The sequence below is a fragment of the Providencia sp. Je.9.19 genome (assembly GCF_051129765.1).
In the GTDB taxonomy this organism is placed as follows: Bacteria; Pseudomonadota; Gammaproteobacteria; order Enterobacterales; family Enterobacteriaceae; genus Providencia.
This window is the reverse complement of sequence record NZ_JBCPSS010000008.1, coordinates 50951-75484: the sequence shown is the minus strand read 5'-3', so window position 1 is coordinate 75484 and position 24534 is coordinate 50951. Positions and strand designations below refer to the sequence as shown.

The following is a 24534-nucleotide window of genomic DNA, read 5'->3' as shown; positions in this document are numbered from 1 at the left end:
TCGACACATTAATAAAACGTGTCGAAAAAGAGCCTTAAAACGTACATGTTTGGACATTATGTCGATTGTATCGACACATCAATAAAACATGTCGAAAAAGAGCCTTAAAACGTACATGTTTGTACGTTATGTCGATTGTATCGACACATTAATAAAACGTGTCGAAAATTAGCTTAAAAACGCACATATTATTTTTCTAATAGATGACTTTCACAAAACCATTTCGGCAGTAAGCTTCATATTCATCAGATAACTGCCGATTGGTTACAACGACATCAAACTGAGATAGCTCGCCCATATTGGCTGTGGCTACTTCATCAAATAAGTTGTATTGCACTAATAATATTTTACGAATGGATTTCTCCATCGCTTTTTTCTTCATTGGTAAATCATCAATGTTATAGCAGGTGACTCCATAGGTACTGTGTACACCAGATGCAGAGATGAATGCTTTTTTAGGATTTATTGAATCAAGAAGGGATGGCAAGGTTGGGCTATAAAATGAATCACTTTTAGGACGATATTCACCGCCACATAAAAGGGCAGTGGCATTTTTTTTCTGACTTAAAGCAAGAAAAACGTTATGAGAGTAACAAATTCCTGTGAAATTTATTTCATCAGGGATAAGCGAAATTAGTGTAGCCATTTCAATGCCGTTATCAAAAAAGATCACATCATCATCGGTGACCATACTGGCGGCTAAATTGGGTATATACAATTCTTCAGTTTGATCTGGCGTGAAAACATCTGCTTGCGGCTCATTGGTGACAAGTGTGCCAGGTTGTGTGACAGAAACAATATAACCCCCAAGTAGAGACATGGGGATAGGGCCTTCAGTATCAGCACCTAAATCTCGACGGATTGTCATTTCAGAGACTTCAAGTATGCGGGCCGCTTCTTTAAGATGAATGCGTCCTGAACGTTTCAGACATTCACTTAAGCGGCGAAGGCGTTCTTTTTGTTTTGTTTCTATCACCGATCCATCCTTTTTATAACGGCGCGGACTTGCCGCGCCACACCGTTTAGTAATCACTTGGTGTTGTATTGTCTCCGGTTACAATCGAGACACTCGCACTTGCGCCAACACGGTTAGCACCCGCTTTAATCATTTTGATTGCGGTTTCACGGTCACGAACGCCACCTGATGCTTTAACACCAATTTCATCACCAACCACTTTACGCATTAATGCAACATGGTGCTCAGTGGCACCCATTGTACTGAAACCTGTTGAAGTTTTCACAAAACCGACTTTAATTGTGCGGCAAATTTCACAAACTTGTGTAATTTCTTCATCAGTTAACAGACAATTTTCTAAAATAACTTTTAATGTTGCTTTACCACAAGCCGCAAATACTGCTTCAATATCTTTGCGAACGAATTCTAAATCACCACTTTTTAGCATACCGACATTGATAACCATGTCGACTTCATCAGCGCCACGGCGAACAGCTTCCGCAGCTTCAAATGCTTTTGCTTCTGTTAAACAAGCGCCTAACGGAAAGCCTACCACACAGCAGACCTTAACATCGCTATTTTTTAAGCATTCACTCGCTAAAGGAACGTTAGCCGTATTCACACAAACTGATGCAAAATGATGTTCTGCGGCTTCTGCACATAGCTGTTTGATGTCACTCACGGTAGCATTAGCAGCAAGTAGAGTGTGGTCAATATATTTTGCTAAATCTTGCATTTTTAAACCTTCCTATATAAATGTGGATTAGGTAACAAAGAATGATGAAATGTTGCAGATATAACACTTGTACATTCGTTATTCGAGATCTTAATCACAAATGATATTATTGCAACATGATAGTGTTACTATCATATCATTATGTGATTTATTTAACACGAGGGACATTATGGATATAGCAGTTATAGGCTCAAATATGGTCGATTTGATCACTTACATCGATCAGATGCCAAAAGAAGGCGAAACATTAGAAGCGCCAGCGTTCAAAATTGGTTGTGGTGGGAAAGGGGCTAATCAAGCGGTTGCCGCTGCGAAGCTTAACTCAAAAGTGATTATGTTAACAAAAGTGGGCGATGATATTTTTGCCGATAATACCATTCGTAATCTTGAGTCCTATGGCATCAATACGCGCTATGTTGAAAAAGTACCTTGTACATCAAGTGGTGTCGCGCCCATTTTTGTCAATCAAAACTCATCTAACAGTATTTTGATTGTGAAAGGTGCCAATAAATTTTTGTCACCAGAAGATATCGAACGTGCAGCTGAAGACTTAAAAAAATGTAAGTTAATTGTATTGCAGCTTGAAGTGCAACTTGAAACTGTTTATCACGCTATCGCATTCGGCAATAAAAACGGTATTCCTGTTTTACTTAATCCTGCACCTGCTCAGCGTACTTTAGATCTTGATTTTGCTTGCCGTTGCGATTTCTTTGTTCCTAATGAAACTGAACTGGAAATTTTAACCAATATGCCAGTTAACACTATGGATAATGTTCGTCGTGCAGCGCAGTCTCTTCTCGACAAAGGGTTGAAAAATCTTATTGTGACATTAGGTGAAAAAGGCGTGTTGTGGATGACGCGTGATAGTGAGTTGTATCTTCCTGCGATTGAAGTGAACGCCATTGATACGAGCGGCGCTGGCGATGCTTTTATCGGATGCTTTGCACATTATTATGTACACACGGGCAATATTGAAGAAGCACTGAAAAAAGCGGTGATGTTTTCTGCATTTAGTGTGACAGGAAAAGGCACCCAATCGTCTTATCCAAGTATTGAGCAGTTTAGTGAGTTTGTTCAACTTAATAGCTGATATTCGTTATCTTTCAGATGCAGATTTCGGTATCTCTTACCGACTTCTTGCACTTGAATGATTTTGAGTAAACACCGACTGAACTCAAATGCTGCCAATAGAGCAATAAAGCAGGGTTCAGTGGGTTAATATTATAACTATACACACATAATTCGGGATGCATGTAGGTGGCAATTGAAACAATTCGATAAGCATACATTATTAAGTATGTGAATCGGAGGGATAAGTGCAGCCAACGATCAAGCATCTGGAAGTATGATAAGTATATAAGGGTACCCTATGAACATTAATAAGATCACTCAGCTACCTGATGGTTACCTGAGTAAGACACCTCTATTTCAATTTATCCTACTGTCTTGCCTTTTTCCGCTATGGGGATGTGCTGCGGCACTAAATGATATTCTCATCACTCAGTTTAAAAGTGTTTTTGAACTGAGTAACTTTGCTTCTGCGTTAGTACAAAGTGCCTTCTATGGTGGTTACTTTTTGATAGCGATCCCTGCGTCATTAGTGATTAAAAAAACCAGTTATAAATACGCCATTATGGTTGGGCTTATTCTTTATATCGCAGGTTGTTCCTTATTTTTCCCTGCTTCTCACATGGCTACCTATACCATGTTTTTAGCTGCAATATTTGCGATTGCTATTGGTTTGAGTTTCCTTGAAACCGCAGCGAACACATACAGTTCAATGATTGGTCCAAGGGAATATGCCACATTACGTCTTAATATTAGCCAGACTTTTTACCCAATTGGTGCCGCGGGCGGTATTTTGTTAGGTAAGTATTTAGTGTTCTCTGAAGGGGATAGCCTGCAAAACCAAATGGCGGGCATGAATCCAGAGCAACTCCATGCATTTCGCTTGGAGATGTTAGAAAATACCCTTGAGCCATATCGTTATATGATTATGGTGCTAGTGGTCGTAATGGCGTTGTTTTTAATCACTAAATTCCCTAAATGTAAAGTTGCTGAGACTAAAGATCATAAACGCCCATCAGCCATGGACACATTAAAATATTTAGCAAAAAATAGCCGTTTCAGAAAAGGCATTATTGCTCAGTTTTTATATGTGGGAATGCAAGTAGCGGTTTGGTCATTCACTATTCGTTTAGCGCTCGAAATGGGTGATATTAATGAACGTGATGCATCTAACTTTATGGTGTATAGCTTCGCGTGCTTCTTTATTGGTAAGTTTATCGCTAATATTTTAATGACACGTTTTAATGCTGAAAAAGTATTGATTATTTACTCAGTAATTGGCGCGTTATTCCTCATTTATGTTGCCTTTATTCCTAGTTTTACTGCGGTATACGCAGCGGTTATGGTGAGTATTCTATTTGGACCTTGCTGGGCAACTATTTACGCTGGCACATTGGAAACGGTTGATAACGAACATACTGAAATGGCCGGCGCTGTGATTGTGATGGCAATTGTTGGTGCCGCAGTTGTACCTGCCATTCAAGGTTACGTTGCCGATGTACTACATTCCTTACAACTTTCATTCCTAGTTTCTATGTTCTGTTTTGTCTATGTCGGTATCTATTTTGTTAGTGAGCGTCGTTTCAAAACAAAACAATTAGCGAAATAATAGATTTAATAAATCTTGGGTAGGTTTACCTGCCCAAATTCACCTAACTAAACCGTGAGTATGAAAATGAATACAATAATTCCGCTTCACAAACGCTTATTTACGGAAAAGTCGTCATTAATTTTGAAAAATAACCAGTTTTCTGTCACTGCATTTACTTATAGCAGTGGTGTTGAAGGACTGAGAATTGAAAACCAACAAGGTTATTTAACTATTTTACCATTTTTAGGCCAAATGATTTGGGATGCAGAATTTTGTGGCCAAAATCTGAAAATGGAAAATATGTTTTCAGAGCCTAAACGCGTTCCAACGGTTATTGAAACTTATGGCTGTTTTGCTTTTCATTCAGGTTTAATCAGTAATGGCTGCCCATCACCAGAGGACACCCACCCACTACATGGCGAAATGCCTTGTGCATCAATGGATAATGCATGGCTTGAGATTAATGAAACTAGCATTCGTATTTGTGGTGAATATGAGTATGTGATGGGTTTTGGACATCACTATTGTGCTGCACCATCAGTATTATTAAATGCGGGTAGTTCATTATTTGATATTCATATGTCAGTCACTAATCTGGCGTCTGTCCCTATGCCGCTACAATATATGTGTCATATGAATTATGCCTATGTAGATAACGCATCACTGAGTCAAAATATCCCAGAAAACGCAATAAAATTGCGTGAGTCTATACCGGGGCATGTTCACCCAACTCAGCAGTGGTTAGATTTTAATGAATCATTGAAGTCTGGTGATATTAAATTAAATCAGCTCAACCAGCCGCAGATGTGCGACCCTGAAATTGTCTTTTTTATGGATAATTTGGCTCAGTATACCGCAGAGCCTGAGTTTAAGATGACATCACCAGCAGGTAATACCTTTGTGACACGTTTTAAATCTAATGAGTTGAACTATGCGACTCGTTGGATTTTATATAATGGCGACCAAAAAGTGGGTGCATTTGTTCTTCCTGCGACTTGTCGTCCTGAAGGTTTTCTTGCTGCCAAAAATAATCAAACATTAATTTGGTTAGATGCTGGTGAAAATCGTCAATTTACTGTGACAACAGGTGTTGAAAGTTAAGGTTATTCTCTGTGCAAACAGGTAGTTATAAATAGATGGTCATAAACTGCTTGTTTGCTCGGAATTAAAATAATTCATCAAGTAAAATATAGTAACGGATTTTATCCCAGTCAGGGGTTAAATTAAGTTCATCGAATAATAAATTTGTATAATTATTGATGGATTTATTGGATGGAAGGTCATGTAAGATACTACGATAACAGAGTGCAATGTCTTGATAGACATCTGATAAACCCGCTCTCCCAAAATCGATAAAACCTGAAATGTCATTGTTCTCGATAAATATATTAGGGAAGCAATAATCGCCATGAGAAAAGACTAATGTTTCACTAGGACGATTATCTTTTAACCACATTAATAGCGCTGCTGGATCAGCAAAACCCTCTTCGCCATAAGTGCCAGTTTCGGCATCTTCAATGTCACATAAACCTTGTTCAATTCGTTTTTGTGCCAGTTCAAGCTTATAATCTAAATCGCAGAGAAAGGGACAATCCTGAGTATCGAGCACCCATAATTTTTTTAAGCCTTGGGCAAGCGTTTTAATTAATACATCTGGCTGTTGCAGAAATTGTTTATCTTCAGCCATTTGTCCATTCAAACGACTCATTAATAAGTATTGATGAGTATCACTATAAGCGGTTTCAATAATATTTGGGACAGGCAGCTTCCCTTGAAGCCAACTCATTACCTTATATTCTTGCTGAGATTCTTCATTAATTGTTTCAATTTTTAACACACAATCTGAAAAAAGATATAAATCAGATGCTGATAGCCCAACTTCGCTTTTTTGATAGGGGCGGTTATTGATGATTTTTTGAATAGCCGGAGGTACAGAAATAATGTGCGTCATATTATTAATGCTTAATAGTATCTATTGTGGATAACAATAGATAAAGACTAACATTATTTTATGAAGAGATTAGCTTTATTGCTGCTTTGTTCATGAGTGATTAGCCATTTTTAAGTTAAATAATTTGCTAAGTGGCCTTATTTATTGATGATCTAAAACGTTATTGATAATTATTGGGAAAATTATATTTATAATTGTTATCTTAGTGACAATATTTATAAATTACAGCATATAGCAAATGTAAGTTGACTAAAATAATACCATTAGAATGAAGTCATAGGGCGATTAAGTATGATAGAAACACTACTCGAAAAATATGCAGTGGGCATGACGATTATTGCTGTTGGTCTCGCATTATTTGTTGTTTTCGAGGCGATGAGTAAAAGACATAAGCATAAACGAAAAAGTATTTTAGTGCATGTCATCCAAACTGCTGTTTTATGTGCAATTGTGGTGGTTGCTGCTCAATATTTGGATATGGCTTCTAGTGATTTTGATTTAACTTTTATTTCTACACCACTAGTTAATTTTCTGACAACTGCGTTAATTGCATTGATTTTAATGCGAAAACTATTTCAACTCGCTAATCGGTTAGAGAAAAAACAGATTAAAAAAGGCAGCGACCCTACCTCTGCCCGTATTGTTGCTCGTGTATTTAAAACCGCGGTTTTTGTCCTCATCATTTTATTGTTTGGTGAGCATTTTGGCATGAGCTTGTCAGGGTTGATGACATTTGGGGGAATTGGCGGTATTGCTATTGGTATGGCCGGTAAGGATGTCCTGAGTAACTTTTTTTCAGGGTTAATGCTCTACTTTGATAGGCCATTCAACATTGGTGATTGGGTGAGTTCACCAGATAGAAATATAGAAGGTACTGTTGTGGAAATTGGATGGCGGATCACAAAAATTGTCACTTTTGACCACCGCCCACTTTATATTCCTAACTCGGTATTTTCATCTATTAGTGTGGAAAACCCAGGACGTATGACTAATCGTCGTATTAAAACTGAACTGGGTTTACGTTACGAAGATGCCGATAAAATGGGTGCGATTGTAGATGAAATTCGTACCATGCTACAACAAGATGAAAATATTGATACGGGGCAAACGTTATTAGTGTATTTCGATGCATTTGCTGATTCATCATTGAATATTATGGTGTATTGTTTTACAAAAACCACCGTGTGGTCAGAATGGTTGGCGGCTCAGCAAGAGGTATATCTAAAAATTATTGAAATAGTTAAACGTCATGGCGCTGACTTTGCTTATCCTACGCAGACTCTGTATATAGAAAAAAACAACTAACGTCCCAATCACCTTAAATCAGCCGACTAATAGACTGTTGAATAATTATTTATTAGTCGGTTAATCTGATAATATTATTTTTAATGAAATTTATTTCTAATGGTACGAGTGATAGCTTTTAGGATTTTTATGCTATTAACCAGAGGCTTATAAAAAATAATTCGCTTAATCAATCTTGAATATTTTTGCATTCATTCTGTTAATTCCAATCTTGTTATCTATCAAGTATATTGACCGCCTCTTTTCCTCAGCTAACCAAGAGCCAGACTGCTATGAAAACAATCAATGTGGCATGTAGCCAGGGGGTCGCAACCTATTTCACTGATGAATTTCAGTGGGTAGACATTCGCGATGCGCAGTTCAACAATATTGCCGCTGTAGTGCTATCTGAACAAGATGCTAATCAAGGGCTGTGGAAAAGGGTTGCTGAAAGTAAGCTCAGTATTCCGCTGTTTATTATTAGTGATAAACAGCTACCAAATAATGAAAAAAAACCGCCATATTTGACAGCATTATTGCTACCCGCAGTTGCTGCTCGTGATGAAAATAGCCAACAGTTGCTTGATGCTGCAAATCAGTATCTTGAACAGTTATTACCGCCATTTTTTGCACGAATGATGGATTATGCTGCGGGACATAATGTGACTTTTGCTTGCCCAGGTCACCAAGGCGGGCAATTTTTCCGCCGTCACCCGACGGGAGAACAGTTTTATCAATTTTATGGTGAAAACTTGTTTCGCACGGATTTATGTAACGCAGACGTCGCCATGGGAGATTTACTTATCCATGAAGGTGCGGCAAAAGAGGCTCAAAAATTCGCCGCTCGTGTATTTAATGCAGACAAAACTTATTTTGTTCTAAATGGAACCTCCTCATCAAATAAAGTGGTACTTAATGCTTTATTGACGCCGGGTGATCTCGTATTGTTTGATCGAAATAATCACAAATCAAACCACCATGGGGCGCTTATTCAAGCCGGTGCGACTCCCGTTTATCTTGAAACTGCACGTAATCCGTTTGGTTTTATTGGTGGTATTGATGCTCATTGCTTCGATGAAGATTATTTACGTCAGTTGATAACTGATGTAATGCCTGAAAAATCTACTGCTGCCAGACCATTTCGTTTGGCTGTAATCCAACTTGGTACCTATGATGGAACTGTCTATAACGCAAGGCAAGTAGTTGATAAAATAGGTCATTTATGTGACTACATTTTATTTGATTCTGCTTGGGTTGGTTATGAACAATTCATTCCGATGATGCGCCAATGTTCGCCATTATTACTTGAATTGAATGAAAATGATCCGGGTATTATGGTGACACAATCAGTACATAAGCAGTTAGCAGGTTTCTCACAAGCATCTCAAATTCATAAAAAAGATAATCATATTAAAGGGCAAGAGCGTTTTGTTTCCCATAAAAAGCTTAATAATGCTTTTATGATGCACGCCTCAACAAGCCCGTTTTACCCATTGTTTGCATCGCTAGATGTTAATGCCCGTATGCATCAAGGGGAAGCGGGGGAAATGATGTGGATGGATTGTGTGATGCAAGGCATAGAAGTTAGAAAATCAATTATTAAGCATTGTCGTTATTTCAGGCCTTTTGTGCCTGAATTCGTTGACGGTTTACCGTGGCATGAATATTCAACCGAGCAAATTGCATCGCAGCAGCGTTTTTTTAATTTTATTCCTCATGAACGTTGGCATGCTTTTGATGGCTATGCACAAGATCAATATTTTGTTGATCCGTGTAAATTGATGCTGACGACACCGGGTATTGATGTTGAAAGTGGTGAATATGAATCTTTTGGTGTTCCTGCGACGATTTTGGCGCACTTTTTACGTGAACACGGCGTTATTCCTGAAAAATGCGATCTGAATTCCATTTTATTTTTGCTCACACCGGCAGAAACGAGAGAAAAATTGGAGTTGCTAGTTTCTCATTTAGTACGATTTGAACAGTTACTGGATGAAGATGCATTAGTAGAAGAAGTATTACCTTCTGTTTATGTACGTTATCAGGAACATTATCAAGGTTATACATTGCGCCGTTTGTGCCAAGAAATGCATCAACTAAGTGTGAACGACAATATTAAGCAATTACAAAAAGAGATGTTTCGTAAAAAGCATTTCCCTGTTGTGAAAATGAACCCACAACAGGCGCATTTAGAGTTTATTCGCGGTAATTGTGAGTTATTACCTCTTGATGAGTTAGAAGGCCGGATTGCGGTAGAAGGTGCTTTGCCATATCCACCGGGTGTTTTATGTGTGGTGCCAGGAGAAGTATGGTCAGGGCCTGTATTGCGCTACTTTAAGGCATTAGAAGCGGGTATTAATGCGTTACCGGGCTTTGCACCTGAGTTACAAGGTGTCTATATTTCTAAAGATGAAGATGCTCCTAAGCGTGTGTATGCACATGTTTTAAAATAAATTTTTTGCATTCAGACATAACGCATAGATTTTACCTTATCAGATAGTTAAATTGGAGTCAGACTAGGAGTTGTTGATCTTTGATGGCCATTCTTTATTTGTTGTAAAAATAAGCAGTAAAGATCAACAGTCCCTAACAATAGCTGACTCCATTTTTATGTTAAGGGTAAGGTTATGACAAAAAAGATAATTCTTGATTGCGATCCCGGTCATGATGATGCAATCGCTTTATTATTAGCTTACGGTAATCCTGACATTGATTTACTCGCAGTCACCACTGTTGTGGGTAACCAAACACTTGAAAAAGTTACACATAACGCGCTGGCTATTGCTGAAATGGCAAATATTCGCGGTATTCCTTTTGCAGCAGGTGCTGTTCGTCCTTTAGTTCGAGAAGTGGAGGTTGCTCCAGATATTCATGGAGACTCAGGGCTTGATGGACCTACATTGCCAACCCCGACGTTAACGCTTGATAAGCGACATGCGGTTACCTTGATTATTGACACCATTATGTCTCACCCACCGAAAACCATCACATTAGTGCCAACAGGGGCGCTGACAAATATTGCTCTTGCTGCCAGACTTGAACCTCGTATTGTTGAGCGAGTAAAAGAAGTGGTATTGATGGGCGGTGGCTACCATGTCGGTAATTGGAGCCCTGTCGCTGAATTTAATATCAAGATAGATCCAGAAGCTGCACATATTGTTTTTAATGAAAAATGGCCACTAACTATGGTGGGTTTAGATCTTACTCACCAAGCTTTAGCAACACCTGATGTTGTGGCTAAAATTGCCAGTCTTAATACAAATTGCTCACAGTTCGTGGTTGAGTTATTAGACTTTTTTGGAAAAATGTACAAACAGGCTCAAGGATTTGATGCGCCGCCAGTACATGACCCTTGCGCGGTTGCTTATGTGATTGACCCATCTGTGATGACAACACAAAAGGTGCCTATTGATATTGAACTAACTGGCTCGTTGACTCTAGGGATGACGGTCGCCGATTTTCGTCATCCTGCCCCAATAGATTGCCATACACAGGTCGCAGTAAAATTGGATCACGATAAATTTTGGTCGTTGATTATTAATGCACTAAAAAATATTGGTTGATACAGTAAAATTGTGAAAACCTAAAAAGAGAACGTAAATTTTCATTCTAAAAGAATGCATAGTTGCACAGTGCTATTGTGCATTTTTTATTTCAATGCTATTGTCTCTCGTAAACTCTATCAACATGGATTGTTCACCAGGGAGGCTTGTGTGAATGGAAAGGGTGATTGTCGTTTATATTTTAGGGATGAGTATCTGAGATTGTTCTATGTTTACGGTAAATTAAATAAATTGATACCAACCACAATGAATTCTGTCCTAGCACGTAAGTTAGATATGTTAAATGCGGCGACAACATTACGCGATTTTAAAAGCCCACCCGGAAACAGATTTAAACAGCTAAAACCACCTTTAGATAATTATTATTCCATCCGCGTGAATGGGCAGTATAGATTAATATTTAAATGGGATGATGCTGTTACTGCGTTATATTTAGACCCTCATAAAGATGTATAAATTAAAAGAAAATGTTGTAAAACAATAACAAGAAACGTTGATTATTAAATATTAAAGCCATAAACAAGGGGTTAACCATGCAGGCAACAAGAAAACCAGCAAGTGTAGGAGATATATTACTTTATGAATATCTCATACCTACTGGCATGAAGATCAATGAGTTATCTGAATTGTTAGGTGTTCATCGAAATACAATAAGCTCTTTGGTTAATAACAATAGAAAGCTATCTATCGATATGGCTTTTAAGTTGGCGAAAGCTTTTGATACAAGCTTACAGTTTTGGATAAACCTACAGCAAGCCATTGATATATGGGAAGTTAATAATGAACCTAGGTTGCAAGAAGAAATTAACAAAATTATGTATTACGAGGATTTTTTAAAAGCAAAATCTAAATAAGTTGCATAAAAGGTGAGGCCGTTTTTATTGTCATAAAAGGAAGCCACAGTATGAGTTAGTGGCTTTTGCCATAATGTGTTTTTTTGATTTTGTTATCTGTTTTGTCTAAATGATGAATACATAACGAAATATGCAAAATAAATAAATATATTTTTGAGAAATGCCATTCTATTGATATTCTGATAGCGAAAAATAAGATAATTATTAAATAATTGAAGTTCTTATAGGCGGGTTTAAATTTTATGAAACAAGTAAAACGATTTATCGCAATGCTTAAAGTATTACAGCGCCTTATGGTGATATTTTTATTGTCATTATCTTATATTGGGTTTATTGGCTGGGTGGAATAAAAAGTCTTTAATTTCAAATTATTATGATTTTTTAGCTTCAATGTCAATTAATGCATTGGAATACAACCTAGAAAAAGTAAAAAAATCTAAATGATTTAAAAAATATCCTCTGAAATTATGATGATAAGATAATTTGGTTAATATAATGACACGAACAAGAGGAGTTGATGATGAACAAGGCAATGTTAACGTTTTTATTTCTATTTTTATCGGGTTGTACAACATCAAATAATCAAGCAAATACGCCGAATGAAAAAGATGTAAAAATAGATCCCTATACAGATAGTGTGCTAAATAGCATTAAAGAAAATCAAAATATTAATAGAGAACAGCAACTGCGTAAGCCCTATTAACTCCCTTCATCTTCACCTAGTTGATCAAATACGGCAATGTATCAGCCTATCTAGTTGGTAGGTTCACACTTATTAAACTCATTTACTGTTTTAATGAATTAATTATTGTTCAGTTAAATGATCAATTTTTTCTATTCTATTAACTTTAATCTTATTCAATTTATTTGAATATGAACAGTCATTTTATTAGCTTTAACCTAAACTGTATTTGAGGGTATGATAGTTTCATCGAAGGTAACAAGGGTTACCTCCCTAAATATACAATGAAGGAATAAGAGAATGAACATGATTAAAACTTTGATGGCAGCTTCTATATTATCCATGATGGCATTTGGTGCATCTGCGGCTACATTAACTGCAACAGGCGATACGCTTGATTCTACTGAAGCGGTTATCGCAGCAAAAGCGAAAGCGATTGGTGCAGAAAGCTATACTATTACTAGTGCTCGAGTTGGTAATATTGTCACAATGAGCGCAGAAACTAAATAACTATATTTACTCAGAAATGTCATTGAAATTATTTCGATAAAAAACTTATTGAGTAATTTTAAGTGTAATAGTTAAATATCACTGTTATGTCATTAAACCTAATTTAATAACAGTAATGTTTGGCTCATAACTTACTTTGATATTTTGCCAGCTTTAATTTGTTATCATGTGATAGTCCTCAATTATTGGATAGCCAATATTGGGGACTATTTGTTTTTAAAAGAAAATATTTTTATTTAAACGGTATCAATTCGGGTGTTAATGAGTTTATAGCTCATCAATTCTGACAACCAATAGCACTGTGGTATCTCTATGCTACAATACTTCATTATTTGTATTCTTTTATCTGCTCGGGCTAGTCTCGTAGCCGTAAAATCGACATAGACCTGAAAAATAAACATGCCACAAAATCAAACTATAGAACATAGCCAAGTTACAGCTCAAACCACGCCATTAACAAAGAGTCGTGGCTATCAAAATCTCAATCGATTCTCCGTTGCGCCGATGCTCGACTGGACTGACCGCCATTGTCGTTACTTCCATCGTTTATTGAGTAAAAACACTTTGCTCTATACTGAAATGGTAACCACTGGTGCAATCATTTATGGAAAAGGTGACTATCTTGCTTTTAGTGAGGAAGAACATCCTGTTGCACTGCAACTTGGGGGAAGTGACCCTGCGGCTTTAGCACAGTGTGCCAAGTTGGCACAAGAACGTGGTTATGATGAAATTAATTTAAACGTAGGCTGTCCGTCAGATAGAGTACAAAATGGCCGTTTTGGTGCTTGTTTGATGGGGGATGCACAGTTAGTTGCTGATTGTATAAAAGCAATGCAAGACGTTGTTTCAATTCCCGTTACAGTAAAAACGCGCATTGGTATTGATGAACAAGATAGTTATGAATTTTTGTGTGATTTTATCGATACGGTTTCAACTAAGGGTGGTTGTGAGATGTTTATTATCCACGCACGTAAAGCGTGGTTATCGGGTCTGAGTCCGAAAGAAAATAGAGAAATTCCACCCCTTGATTATCCTCGCGTTTATCAGCTAAAACGTGATTTTTCACACTTAACAATGGCAATTAATGGTGGAGTGAAAACACTAGAAGAAGCTAAAGAACACCTAAAGCACCTGGATGGTGTGATGGTTGGACGAGAAGCTTATCAAAATCCATCGATTCTTACTGCTGTGGATAACCAATTGTTTGATGATAAATACCCTGTCGTTAATGGTATTGAAGCCGTTAGGCAGATGTACCCATATATTGAAAATGAACTCTCAAAAGGGGCTTATTTGGGGCACATGACACGTCACATGTTAGGTATTTTCCAAGGCATACCCGGAGCACGTCAGTGGCGTCGATATTTGAGTGAGAATGCTCATAAAAAAGGTGCTGACTTGGCGGTTGTTGAGCAGGCACTTGCCCTAGTGACTCAAGGTGAATAAGTAAATTCAAAAAGGCGTCAATGCATTTAACTTTAATATTGACGCCCTTTTAATCACTTAAGGAATTAACAAACTTGATCCTTGAGTGTGTCTTTGTTCGATGATGCGGTGAGCTTGCTGTGCATCTTTTAGTGCAAATATTTGCGATTCAGGTACATCAACATTGAGTTTTCCACTTAATATCATGTCAAACAATGCTTTGCTGGCTTGATCTAATTCTGCTCTATTTGTCACATAGCCGCTAAGTGAAGGCCTTGTGACGTACAAAGAACCCTTTTGATTTAAAATGCCTAAATTCACTCCGGTAACGGGACCTGATGCATTACCAAAACTGACCATTAAACCTTTGCGCTTCAATGAGTCAAGTGATGCTAGCCATGTAGCTTGACCTACAGAGTCATAAACGACATTGACTTTTTCACCATCTGTTATTTCTTTAACGCGAGCAGCGATATCTTCTGTTTGGTAGTTAATCACTTGCCAAGCGCCAGCATCTTTGGCTCGTAATGCTTTTTCATCTGAACCAACTGTTCCTATCATCTTGGCACCGAGTGCTTTTGCCCACTGACAAGCGATGAGACCAACACCGCCAGCGGCGGCATGGAATAAAAATATCTCATCACGCTTAACCTGATAGGTCTGATTGAGCAAATAGTAAACAGTCATTCCTTTCAACGAGCAGGCAGCGGCTTGTTTGAATGAAATATCATTAGGTAAATGGGCGACTGCACTTTCAGGTACATTGTGAATTTCACTGTAAGCGCCTAAAGGGCCTTGTGCATAAACAACGCGGTCTCCAGGTCTGAAGCCTGTTACTTGGGAGCCTGTTTTTACGACAATACCGGCGGCTTCTGTGCCAAGGCCTGCGGGTAAATTGGCAACAGGATATAACCCACTGCGGACATAAGTATCGATAAAATTGATGCCGATAGCGTGATTTTCTATTTGTATTTCGTTATCTGTAGGCTCGTTCGGGGAATAATCTACAAAGTTCAGAACTTCAGGACCGCCTGCTTGTGCGAATTCAATACGTTTTGCCATGACAATCTCCAACGGGTATAAGTGCATTTATTTTCATGTGTATGCATTAACAATATCAATCGTATGAGTTTAACGCTATACACAATAACAATAATTATGAGTTAGCATATTGTACTCTTTAGTTTCCTTTAAGGGACGAAGAAAGAAAGCCGCAACAAGCGCAAGATTGGCGTATACTAACGGTCGGTTAATTATAGACGTGGATAACGAAGAATGGCTAAAAAACCCTATTCAGATTACAAGGCAAGCGCGCCGCGAGATCACCAAATGGAAGGACTGAAACTTCCACCGCATTCTCTCGAAGCGGAGCAGTCTGTTTTAGGGGGACTGATGCTTGATAATGAGCGTTGGGATACGGTTTCTGAGCGTGTTGCTCAGGCAGACTTTTTTAGTCGACCACATCGTACTATTTTTTCGCAGATGCAATTTTTGCTCGAACAAAGCAAACCTATTGACTTAATTACCCTTTCGGAATCACTGGAACAACAGGGTGAATTAGATAGTGTAGGCGGATTCGCTTATTTAGCCGAATTGTCAAAAAATACACCAAGTGCGGCGAATATAAACGCTTATGCAGATATCGTCCGTGAACGTGCCATTGTTCGTGACATGATTTCGGTCGCAAATGAAATCGCGGATGCAGGCTATGATCCCCAAGGGCGTAGTAGTGAAGATTTACTTGATTTAGCGGAAAGTAAAGTTTTCCAAATTGCCGAATCAAGAGCGAATAAAGATGAAGGGCCAAAAGGTATTGAAGCTATTTTGTCTGAAACAGTAGAAAAAATTGAGCAGCTTTACCAGCAGCCTCATGATGGTGTGACAGGGGTTTCTACTGGTTATCAAGATCTTGATAAGAAAACAGCAGGCTTACAAGGCTCTGATTTAATAATTGTTGCAGCTCGCCCATCAATGGGTAAAACCACATTTGCTATGAACTTGTGTGAAAATGCGGCAATGACTGAAGAAAAACCAGTTCTTATTTTCAGCTTGGAGATGCCCGGTAACCAAATCATGATGCGTATGTTAGCGTCACTATCTCGAGTAGACCAAACACGTATCCGTACAGGTCAATTGGATGATGAAGATTGGGCGCGTATTTCGAGCACAATGGGTATATTGATGGAAAAACGCAATATGTACATCGATGACTCTTCAGGGTTAACACCAACCGAAGTCCGTTCTCGTGCGCGACGTATTTATCGTGAGCATGGTGGCCTAAGCCTCATCATGATTGACTATTTACAGTTGATGCGGGTGCCTTCGTTATCAGATAACCGCACGTTAGAAATCGCAGAAATTTCTCGTTCTCTGAAAGCATTAGCCAAAGAACTAAACGTTCCAGTGGTTGCACTGTCACAGCTTAATCGTAGCCTTGAGCAACGGGCAGATAAACGACCAGTAAACTCCGATTTACGTGAATCAGGTTCTATCGAGCAAGATGCTGACTTAATTATGTTTATCTATCGTGATGAGGTATATCACGAAAATAGTGAGCTTAAAGGTGTCGCAGAAATTATTCTAGGTAAGCAGCGTAACGGACCTATCGGCAGTGTGAGGCTGACGTTTAATGGGCAGTGGTCACGGTTTGATAATTATGCAGGGCCTGCGTATAACGATGATGAATAATCTTCCTCATCATAATACTCGTCATATTTTGAGCTGTAGCGTTGTTGGCTTCATTCTATGGCTCTAGGCACAACTCAAACTATTTAGAGTATTAAAATTAAATAACGTACTAAAACTAAATAATTTTAAGAATGTCATTGGATTATTTATGGAATAATTTTTTATTCATAAAGAAACAATATCGAATGGAATTTGGTGTTTTTTAGCGTATAACAAATAAGAGAACAGACTAAGCTGCCATAGTGCAGCTTAATTTTTAGTGGGTTTAGAGAAAAACGAATGAGGAACAAATGAAAGCGGCAACTGCATTAATAAACCGCCGCGCTCTGCGACACAATTTGCAACGTGTTAGAGAATTGGCACCCAATAGCCGTCTCATTGCAGTTGTTAAAGCAAACGCTTATGGTCATGGATTAGTTGGAGTCGGGATAGCAGTTCAAGAGTTAGTGGATGGTTTTGGTGTTGCTCGCCTTAATGAGGCCATCTTACTGAGAGAACATGGTGTGACCAAACCCATTGTATTGCTTGAAGGTTTTTTTGAGCCTGCTGATTTACAGTTAATGGTTAAGTACCATATTGATACCGTGATCCATTGTACTGAACAGCTCGAAATGCTGGAAAATGCTGAATTGTCTAAATCGCTTAATGTTTGGATGAAGCTCGATACCGGTATGCACCGCTTAGGTGTACTACCTAAAGATGCCGAAGTATTTTATCAACGTTTACAGTCTTGCGAAAATGTTGAATTGCCTATCAATATTGTTAGCCATTTTTGTCAGGCTGATGCGCCTGAATTAGCGACTACAGCGAATCAAATAGCCTGCTTTAAACAATTTATTGCTAACAAAGCGGGAGCTAAATCCATTGCCGCATCAGCGGGTATTTTATTGTGGCCAGAAGCGCATTATGACTGGGTTCGCCCGGGTATCATCATGTATGGTGCATCTCCACAAGAGGGCAAAAGTGCCCAAGATTTTGGTTTACAGCCTGTTATGACATTAAAATCTTCACTCATAGCGGTCAGAGAGCATTTCGCTGGGCAAAGCGTTGGTTATGGCGAAACCTGGTGCAGTGAAAGAGATACTCGTTTAGGTGTGGTGGCAATAGGTTATGGGGACGGATATCCGCGTAATGTGCCGTCAGGCACACCAGTATTAATTAATGGTCGAAAAGTGCCTATCATTGGTCGGATTTCAATGGATATGACTGTCGTTGATTTAGGTCCTAATGCAGAAGATAAAGTGGGCGATAATGTTATTTTATGGGGAAGTGAACTACCTGTGGAAGAAATTGCAGCACAAACAGGCATCATCAACTATGAACTCTTAACTAAGCTGACATCACGAGTTGCAATGGAATATGTAGACGAATAGCTGACAAAGGGTTATTTTCACAATACAAAGCAAAATGATAACAATCCAGTAGGAGATATCCTGTGTTCCAACATGTTGATGCATACCCGGGCGATCCAATTTTATCGCTGATGGATGAATTTAATAAAGATACTCGCGATAACAAAATCAATTTAAGTATCGGTTTGTACTATGATGGTGAGGGCAAAACGCCTGAGCTTGGTACAGTCGGTACAGCTAAAGCGAAACTGCAAAAACTGCCCGCGAGCGCTTCATTATATTTACCGATGGAAGGTTTTAAAGATTATCGTACTGAGTTACAAAAATTAGTATTTGGTGAAGATTGCCCGTTACTTGCACAGGAACGCATTGCTACTGTTCAAACTATTGGTGGCTCAGGTGCATTAAAGTTGGGTGCTGATTTTTTAAGTATCTACTTCCCTAATTCTGACGTTTGGTGTAGCGATCCTACATGGGAAAATCACGCCTCCATTTTTTCTGGTGCAGGGACGAAAGTCCATTATTACCCTTATTTTGATGAGAAAACCAAAGGGGTAAAATTTGATGAAATGTTGGTAACCTTTAAGACATTGCCAGCAGATAGCATCATTTTGATGCATCCGTGTTGTCATAATCCTACAGGTTCTGATTTGACGCCTGCTCAGTGGGATGAAGTTACCAAAGTTGCACTAGAACACAAACTTATTCCATTCTTAGATATTGCTTATCAAGGCTTTGCGCAAGGGATTGATGAAGATGCATATGCCATTAGAACAATGGTAAAAGCAGGATTACCTGTCTTTGTGAGTAATTCATTCTCTAAAATTTTTGGTATCTATGGTGAACGTGCCGGTGGCTTATCTGTTATTTGTAAAAATACAGATGAACGCGACCGTGTACTGGGGCAATTAAAAGCAGGAGTACGTCGCCTGTATTCAAGCCCTCCATCAAATGGTGCAAAAATTGTTGCTGCGGTTTTAACTGACAGTGCAGAAAAAGCGAAATGGTTGGAAGAAGTTGAAGCAATGCGATTGCGTATTTTAGAGATGCGTACCGTATTGGTTGATGAATTGAAAAAAGCACTACCAGAGAAAAATTTTGATCATCTGTTAAAACAACGTGGTATGTTCAGTTATACGGGCTTTTCTAAAGAACAAGTTGCGCGTTTAAAAGATGAATTTGCGGTGTATTTAGTTGGTACAGGCCGTGTTTGTATGGCAGGTGTTAACCGTCGAAACGTACCACGTATTGTTGAAGCGTTTGCAGCGGTAAACCAATAATGAGCTTATTGATGACGTGATAAATTGATACGTTATCAGCTATAAAAAAACGCAGGATTTTCCTGCGTTTTTTATTGTCAAAAATGGTCTCAACTAAAAATAACTCTCGATATACGAGAAATTAGTAGCCACGATCCAAGATAGCTTTTAAGAAAGGTGCTGTATGAGACTTTTTACACTCAGCCACTTCTTCTGGGGTGCCTGCAATTAGAATTTCACCACCACCGCTACCCCCTTCAGGGCCTAAATCGACAATCCAGTCAGCGGTTTTAATTACATCAAGGTTATGTTCAATAACCACAATTGTATTACCTTGATCACGTAGTTGATGTAAAACAACTAAAAGCTGTTGAATATCCGCAAAATGCAGACCTGTCGTCGGTTCATCAAGGATATAAATGGTTTGTCCTGTCCCGCGCTTAGAAAGCTCTCGAGATAACTTAACTCGCTGCGCTTCACCGCCTGACAATGTGGTAGCAGATTGACCAAGACGAATATAAGATAGCCCGACATCCATTAAGGTTTGCAGCCTACGAGCAAGTGCTGGTACGGCATCAAAGAATTCACGAGACTCTTCGATAGTCATATCTAACACTTCATGAATACTCTTACCTTTATATTTAATTTCTAAGGTTTCGCGATTATAGCGTTTACCTTTACATTGGTCGCAAGGTACGTATACATCGGGTAAAAAGTGCATTTCGACTTTAATTACACCATCACCCTGACAGGCTTCACAACGGCCACCCTTGACGTTAAAGCTGAAGCGTCCTGGATTATAACCACGTGTACGTGATTCAGGAACGCCTGAAAATAGCTCACGGATGGGGGTAAAAATACCCGTATAAGTAGCTGGATTTGAGCGAGGCGTACGACCGATAGGACTTTGGTCGATATCAATCACTTTATCGAAGTGCTCTAATCCTTCAACATCTAAGTAAGGCGCAGGTGTAATGACGGTTGCACCGTTCAGTTGGCGCTGTGCAATAGGGAACAAAGTATCATTGATCAGTGTCGATTTACCTGATCCAGAAACGCCCGTTACGCAAGTAAATAGACCGACAGGTATTTTCAATGTGACATTTTTAAGGTTATTACCTTTTGCCCCAAACACCGTGAGCGTTTTATCTTTATTGATAGGCACGCGTTTTTCAGGAATTTCTATTCTACGTTCGCCGCTTAAAAACTTACCGGTTAATGAGTCAGGGTTAGAAAGAATATCGTCTAATTTACCTTGAGCAACAATTTGCCCACCGTGAACACCGGCACCCGGTCCGATATCAATGACATGATCGGCTGCACGAATTGCATCTTCATCATGTTCAACAACAATGACAGTATTACCCAAATTACGTAGGTGAATCAGCGTTTCAAGTAAACGATCGTTATCACGTTGATGCAGGCCGATTGATGGTTCATCAAGCACATACATGACACCTACAAGACCCGCCCCGATTTGGCTTGCAAGACGGATACGCTGAGCTTCACCACCTGATAAGGTATCCGCTGAACGGGACAGGGAGAGATAATTTAGTCCAACATTGACTAAAAACTTCAAGCGGTCGCCAATTTCTTTTAAGATTTTTTCAGCAATTTGTGCCCGTTGCCCACTGAGTTTCAAGTTTTGGAAAAACGTCATTGCGTGACCAATACTGTAATCAGCAATTTCAGGTAAGGTGGTATTTTCAACAAAAACAAAACGTGCTTCTTTACGTAAACGTGCTCCATTACAGGAGATACAAGGACGATTACTGATATATTTTGCTAATTCTTCGCGAACTGCGGTTGATTCAGTTTCTTTATAACGGCGCTCCATATTGTTGAGCACCCCTTCGAATGGATGATGGCGAACGGTAATATCACCTCTATCATTACGATATTTGAATTCGATGGTCTCTTTGCCTGAACCGGAAAGAATAATTTTTTGAATCTCAGGGGACAGCTCATCATAAGGCGTTTCAACATTGAATTTATAATGTTCCGCTAATGACATAAGCATTTGGAAGTAATAGAAATTACGACGATCCCAACCACGAATAGCACCACCTGCAAGTGAAATTTCGCTATTTTGGATGACTCTTTCAGGATCAAAAAATTGTTGCACACCTAAACCATCACAACTTGGGCAAGCCCCTGCGGGATTGTTAAATGAAAACAAACGTGGTTCAAGTTCCATCATGCTATAACCACAAATGGAACAAGCAAAGTTAGCTGAAAAAATTAACTCTTCAGCGCTGGGATCGTCCATATCCGCAACAATGGCAGTACCGCCCGAGAGTTCTAAGGCAGTTTCGAATGATTCGGCTAAACGTTGGGCAATATCATCACGAATTTTGAAACGATCGACCACAACTTCAATGGTATGTTTTTTTTGTAATTCAAGTTTAGGGGGATCGGAAAGATCGCAAACTTCACCATCGATTCTAGCGCGGATATAGCCTTGGGTTGCCAAGTTATCGAGTAACTTAACATGCTCACCTTTACGTTCTTTAACCACAGGCGCAAGTAGCATCATACGACGATCACTTGTCAACGCTAAAACGTTATCAACCATTTGACTGACCGTTTGTGCAGCAAGCGGAATATCATGATCAGGACAGCGTGGTTCACCAACACGGGCAAACAATAAACGCAAATAGTCATGAATTTCAGTAATCGTCCCCACCGTTGAGCGTGGATTATGAGAGGTTGATTTTTGTTCAATCGAAATCGCAGGTGACAGACCTTCTATATGGTCAACATCAGGCTTTTCCATTAAAGATAGAAATTGCCGTGCATAGGCAGATAGAGACTCAACATAGCGACGCTGCCCCTCTGCGTACAGGGTATCAAATGCGAGTGATGATTTTCCTGAGCCAGATAAACCTGTAATAACAATCAGTTTGTCGCGAGGGATGGTGAGATTGATATTTTTCAGATTATGAGTGCGGGCACCGCGTACTTCTATATTATCCATTTACCACTTCCCGGATGATTTGATAGTGAACAATCTTCAGTCAGATATTATCTCATAGTTTTTCCTGATTGGATATACAGTGTTTCTATACTCGTCATATTTATACTCGTCATATTTCAAGCCGCAGCGTTGTTGGCTGCATTCGCTAACCTCGGTCACATACTTGTGTATGCTCCCAAGGATTAACTCAATTGCCGCCTAGCTGCAACTTGAACTATTTAGAGTATATGTCATGAAGGTTAGGTTATATTTCAAGCCGCAGCGTTGTTGGCTGCATTCGCTAACCTCGGTCACATACTTGTGTATGCTCCCAAGGATTAACTCAATTGCCGCCTAGCTGCAACTTGAACTATTTAGAGTATATGTCATGAATGTTAGGTCATATTTCAAGCCGCAGCGTTGTTGGCTGCATTCGCTAACCTCGGTCACATACTGGTGTATGCTCCCAAGGATTAACCCAATTGCCGCCTAGCTGCAACTTGAACTATTTAGAGTATATGTCATGAATGTTAGGTCATATTTCAAGCCGCAGCGTTGTTGGCTGCATTCGCTAACCTCGGTCACATACTTGTGTATGCTCCCAAGGATTAACTCAATTGCCGCCTAGCTGCAACTTGAACTATTTAGAGTATATGTTATGAAGGTTAGGTTATATTTCAAGCCGCAGCGTTGTTGGCTGCATTCGCTAACCTCGGTCACATACTTGTGTATTCTCCCAAGGATTAACTCAATTGCCGCCTAGCTGCAACTTGAACTATTTAGAGTATATGTCATGAAGGTTAGGTTATATTTCAAGCCGCGGCGTTGTTGGCTACCGTTCTAATTATTTAGTGCCTATACTGAAATTAGCACGACAAATCTTGCTGCGATTTGGAAAGCGCTTCGCAAGTTAAATTTCTTGTTGTCAATTTCGTGGTGCAATACAGACAGGTCGTGGTAAACTTCACGACTAATCCAAAGATTAAATTGAATGCATCAGGAGTGTTAAATGGCCAGCAGAGGCGTAAATAAAGTAATTCTAATCGGGAACCTAGGACAAGATCCAGAAATCCGTTATATGCCTAACGGCGGAGCCGTGGCTAACCTGACTCTGGCAACTTCTGAAAGCTGGCGCGATAAGCAAACCGGTGAAACTCGTGAAAAAACAGAATGGCACCGTGTTGCTATCTTCGGAAAACTTGCTGAAATCGCTGGCGAATATCTGAAAAAAGGTTCACAAGTTTATATCGAAGGTGCTTTGCAGACGCGTAAATGGCAAGACCAGAGTGGTCAAGATCGCTATACCACAGAAGTTGTGGTTAATGTTGGCGGTTCAATGCAAATGCTTGGTGGACGTGGCGGCGACATGCCATCACAAAGCCAAGGTGGCCAAGGTGGTTGGGGTCAACCTCAGCAACCTCAAGCTCCAGCTCAACAATTTAGCGGCGGTGGTGCACCAGCACGTTCATCTGCGCCAGCACCACAAACTAATGAGCCACCAATCGACTTTGATGACGATATTCCGTTCTGATAATTGACCTAAAAGTCATTTAGCTGAAAATATAAGATCATAGCTTATATAATGCACCCCAACGTTGGAATTCAACTTTGGGGTGTTTTTTTATCGCTGAACTTGTTTAATTTTCGTTTTGGTACAGAT

Annotated in this window: 20 protein-coding genes; 15 read left to right on the top strand and 5 right to left on the bottom strand. The window is 39.3% G+C overall.

Annotated elements, in window-relative coordinates:
• Nucleotides 1–196 precede the first annotated feature (196 nt).
• Both deoR and deoC read right to left on the bottom strand, forming a co-directional pair.
• Nucleotides 197–976, bottom strand: a complete 780-nt coding sequence (deoR, locus tag AAZR93_RS19700; protein ID WP_434720813.1) for a DNA-binding transcriptional repressor DeoR — start codon at nucleotides 974–976, stop codon at nucleotides 197–199.
• A 46-nt stretch (nucleotides 977–1022) separates the two neighbouring features.
• Nucleotides 1023–1691, bottom strand: a complete 669-nt coding sequence (gene deoC, locus AAZR93_RS19695) for a deoxyribose-phosphate aldolase (RefSeq protein WP_294104664.1) — start codon at nucleotides 1689–1691, stop codon at nucleotides 1023–1025.
• Nucleotides 1692–1860: 169 nt separating this feature from the next.
• Between deoC and rbsK the strand changes: the two genes are divergently transcribed.
• From rbsK to AAZR93_RS19680, 3 genes are all read left to right on the top strand, one after another.
• Nucleotides 1861–2781 carry a ribokinase gene (gene rbsK, locus AAZR93_RS19690; protein ID WP_336429533.1) on the top strand — a complete coding sequence of 307 codons (921 nt, stop codon included), beginning with the start codon at nucleotides 1861–1863 and terminating at the stop codon, nucleotides 2779–2781.
• Nucleotides 2782–3060: 279 nt separating this feature from the next.
• The gene (fucP, locus tag AAZR93_RS19685) at nucleotides 3061–4368 is read left to right on the top strand and encodes an L-fucose:H+ symporter permease (protein WP_294104662.1); all 1308 of its coding nucleotides are present in this window, start codon (nucleotides 3061–3063) and stop codon (nucleotides 4366–4368) included.
• Between the two features lie 66 nt (nucleotides 4369–4434).
• Nucleotides 4435–5451 carry an aldose 1-epimerase family protein gene (locus AAZR93_RS19680; RefSeq protein ID WP_434720812.1) on the top strand — a complete coding sequence of 339 codons (1017 nt, stop codon included), beginning with the start codon at nucleotides 4435–4437 and terminating at the stop codon, nucleotides 5449–5451.
• 64 nt (nucleotides 5452–5515) lie between these two features.
• Here the strand turns inward: AAZR93_RS19680 and AAZR93_RS19675 are convergent, their stop codons facing one another.
• Nucleotides 5516–6301: an APH(3') family aminoglycoside O-phosphotransferase gene (locus AAZR93_RS19675; RefSeq protein WP_434720811.1), complete on the bottom strand. Its 786-nt coding sequence runs from the start codon at nucleotides 6299–6301 to the stop codon at nucleotides 5516–5518.
• 291 nt (nucleotides 6302–6592) lie between these two features.
• Between AAZR93_RS19675 and AAZR93_RS19670 the strand changes: the two genes are divergently transcribed.
• The 8 genes from AAZR93_RS19670 to dusA all read left to right on the top strand — a co-directional run bounded on the left by AAZR93_RS19670 (nucleotide 6593) and on the right by dusA (nucleotide 14640).
• Entirely contained in the window at nucleotides 6593–7606 is a 1014-nt protein-coding gene (locus tag AAZR93_RS19670; protein WP_434720810.1) for a mechanosensitive ion channel family protein, read from the top strand.
• A gap of 272 nt (nucleotides 7607–7878) precedes the next feature.
• Nucleotides 7879–10038 (top strand): ornithine decarboxylase, encoded by a 2160-nt coding sequence (locus AAZR93_RS19665; protein ID WP_434720809.1) that lies wholly within the window; start codon nucleotides 7879–7881, stop codon nucleotides 10036–10038.
• 174 nt (nucleotides 10039–10212) lie between these two features.
• Nucleotides 10213–11148, top strand: a complete 936-nt coding sequence (locus AAZR93_RS19660; protein WP_336429525.1) for a nucleoside hydrolase — start codon at nucleotides 10213–10215, stop codon at nucleotides 11146–11148.
• A 150-nt stretch (nucleotides 11149–11298) separates the two neighbouring features.
• Nucleotides 11299–11604, top strand: a complete 306-nt coding sequence (locus AAZR93_RS19655; RefSeq protein WP_434720808.1) for a type II toxin-antitoxin system RelE/ParE family toxin — start codon at nucleotides 11299–11301, stop codon at nucleotides 11602–11604.
• Between the two features lie 77 nt (nucleotides 11605–11681).
• Nucleotides 11682–12002, top strand: coding sequence for a HigA family addiction module antitoxin (locus tag AAZR93_RS19650; RefSeq protein WP_434720807.1), 321 nt, complete (start codon nucleotides 11682–11684; stop codon nucleotides 12000–12002).
• Nucleotides 12003–12522: 520 nt separating this feature from the next.
• Nucleotides 12523–12705: a hypothetical protein gene (locus AAZR93_RS19645; protein ID WP_294104643.1), complete on the top strand. Its 183-nt coding sequence runs from the start codon at nucleotides 12523–12525 to the stop codon at nucleotides 12703–12705.
• Nucleotides 12706–12984: 279 nt separating this feature from the next.
• On the top strand, nucleotides 12985–13194 hold the full coding sequence (locus tag AAZR93_RS19640; protein WP_294104641.1) for a DUF1471 domain-containing protein: 210 nt from the start codon (nucleotides 12985–12987) through the stop codon (nucleotides 13192–13194).
• A gap of 399 nt (nucleotides 13195–13593) precedes the next feature.
• Complete coding sequence (gene dusA, locus AAZR93_RS19635) at nucleotides 13594–14640, top strand: tRNA dihydrouridine(20/20a) synthase DusA (RefSeq protein WP_294104639.1); 1047 nt, start codon at nucleotides 13594–13596, stop codon at nucleotides 14638–14640.
• A gap of 57 nt (nucleotides 14641–14697) precedes the next feature.
• Here dusA and AAZR93_RS19630 read toward each other — a convergent pair whose 3' ends face one another.
• The gene (locus tag AAZR93_RS19630) at nucleotides 14698–15681 is read right to left on the bottom strand and encodes a quinone oxidoreductase (RefSeq protein ID WP_294104637.1); all 984 of its coding nucleotides are present in this window, start codon (nucleotides 15679–15681) and stop codon (nucleotides 14698–14700) included.
• Nucleotides 15682–15894: 213 nt separating this feature from the next.
• Between AAZR93_RS19630 and dnaB the strand changes: the two genes are divergently transcribed.
• From dnaB to AAZR93_RS19615, 3 genes are all read left to right on the top strand, one after another.
• Nucleotides 15895–17307, top strand: coding sequence for a replicative DNA helicase (dnaB, locus tag AAZR93_RS19625; RefSeq protein WP_294104635.1), 1413 nt, complete (start codon nucleotides 15895–15897; stop codon nucleotides 17305–17307).
• A 290-nt stretch (nucleotides 17308–17597) separates the two neighbouring features.
• Entirely contained in the window at nucleotides 17598–18680 is a 1083-nt protein-coding gene (gene alr, locus AAZR93_RS19620) for an alanine racemase (protein WP_434720806.1), read from the top strand.
• Nucleotides 18681–18742: 62 nt separating this feature from the next.
• Complete coding sequence (locus AAZR93_RS19615; RefSeq protein WP_434720805.1) at nucleotides 18743–19939, top strand: aromatic amino acid transaminase; 1197 nt, start codon at nucleotides 18743–18745, stop codon at nucleotides 19937–19939.
• Nucleotides 19940–20060: 121 nt separating this feature from the next.
• Here AAZR93_RS19615 and uvrA read toward each other — a convergent pair whose 3' ends face one another.
• Complete coding sequence (gene uvrA, locus AAZR93_RS19610) at nucleotides 20061–22895, bottom strand: excinuclease ABC subunit UvrA (RefSeq protein WP_336429517.1); 2835 nt, start codon at nucleotides 22893–22895, stop codon at nucleotides 20061–20063.
• 988 nt (nucleotides 22896–23883) lie between these two features.
• On the opposite strand from uvrA, the gene AAZR93_RS19605 reads away from it, so the two are divergent.
• The gene (locus tag AAZR93_RS19605) at nucleotides 23884–24405 is read left to right on the top strand and encodes a single-stranded DNA-binding protein (protein WP_294104628.1); all 522 of its coding nucleotides are present in this window, start codon (nucleotides 23884–23886) and stop codon (nucleotides 24403–24405) included.
• Nucleotides 24406–24534: the final 129 nt, after the last annotated feature.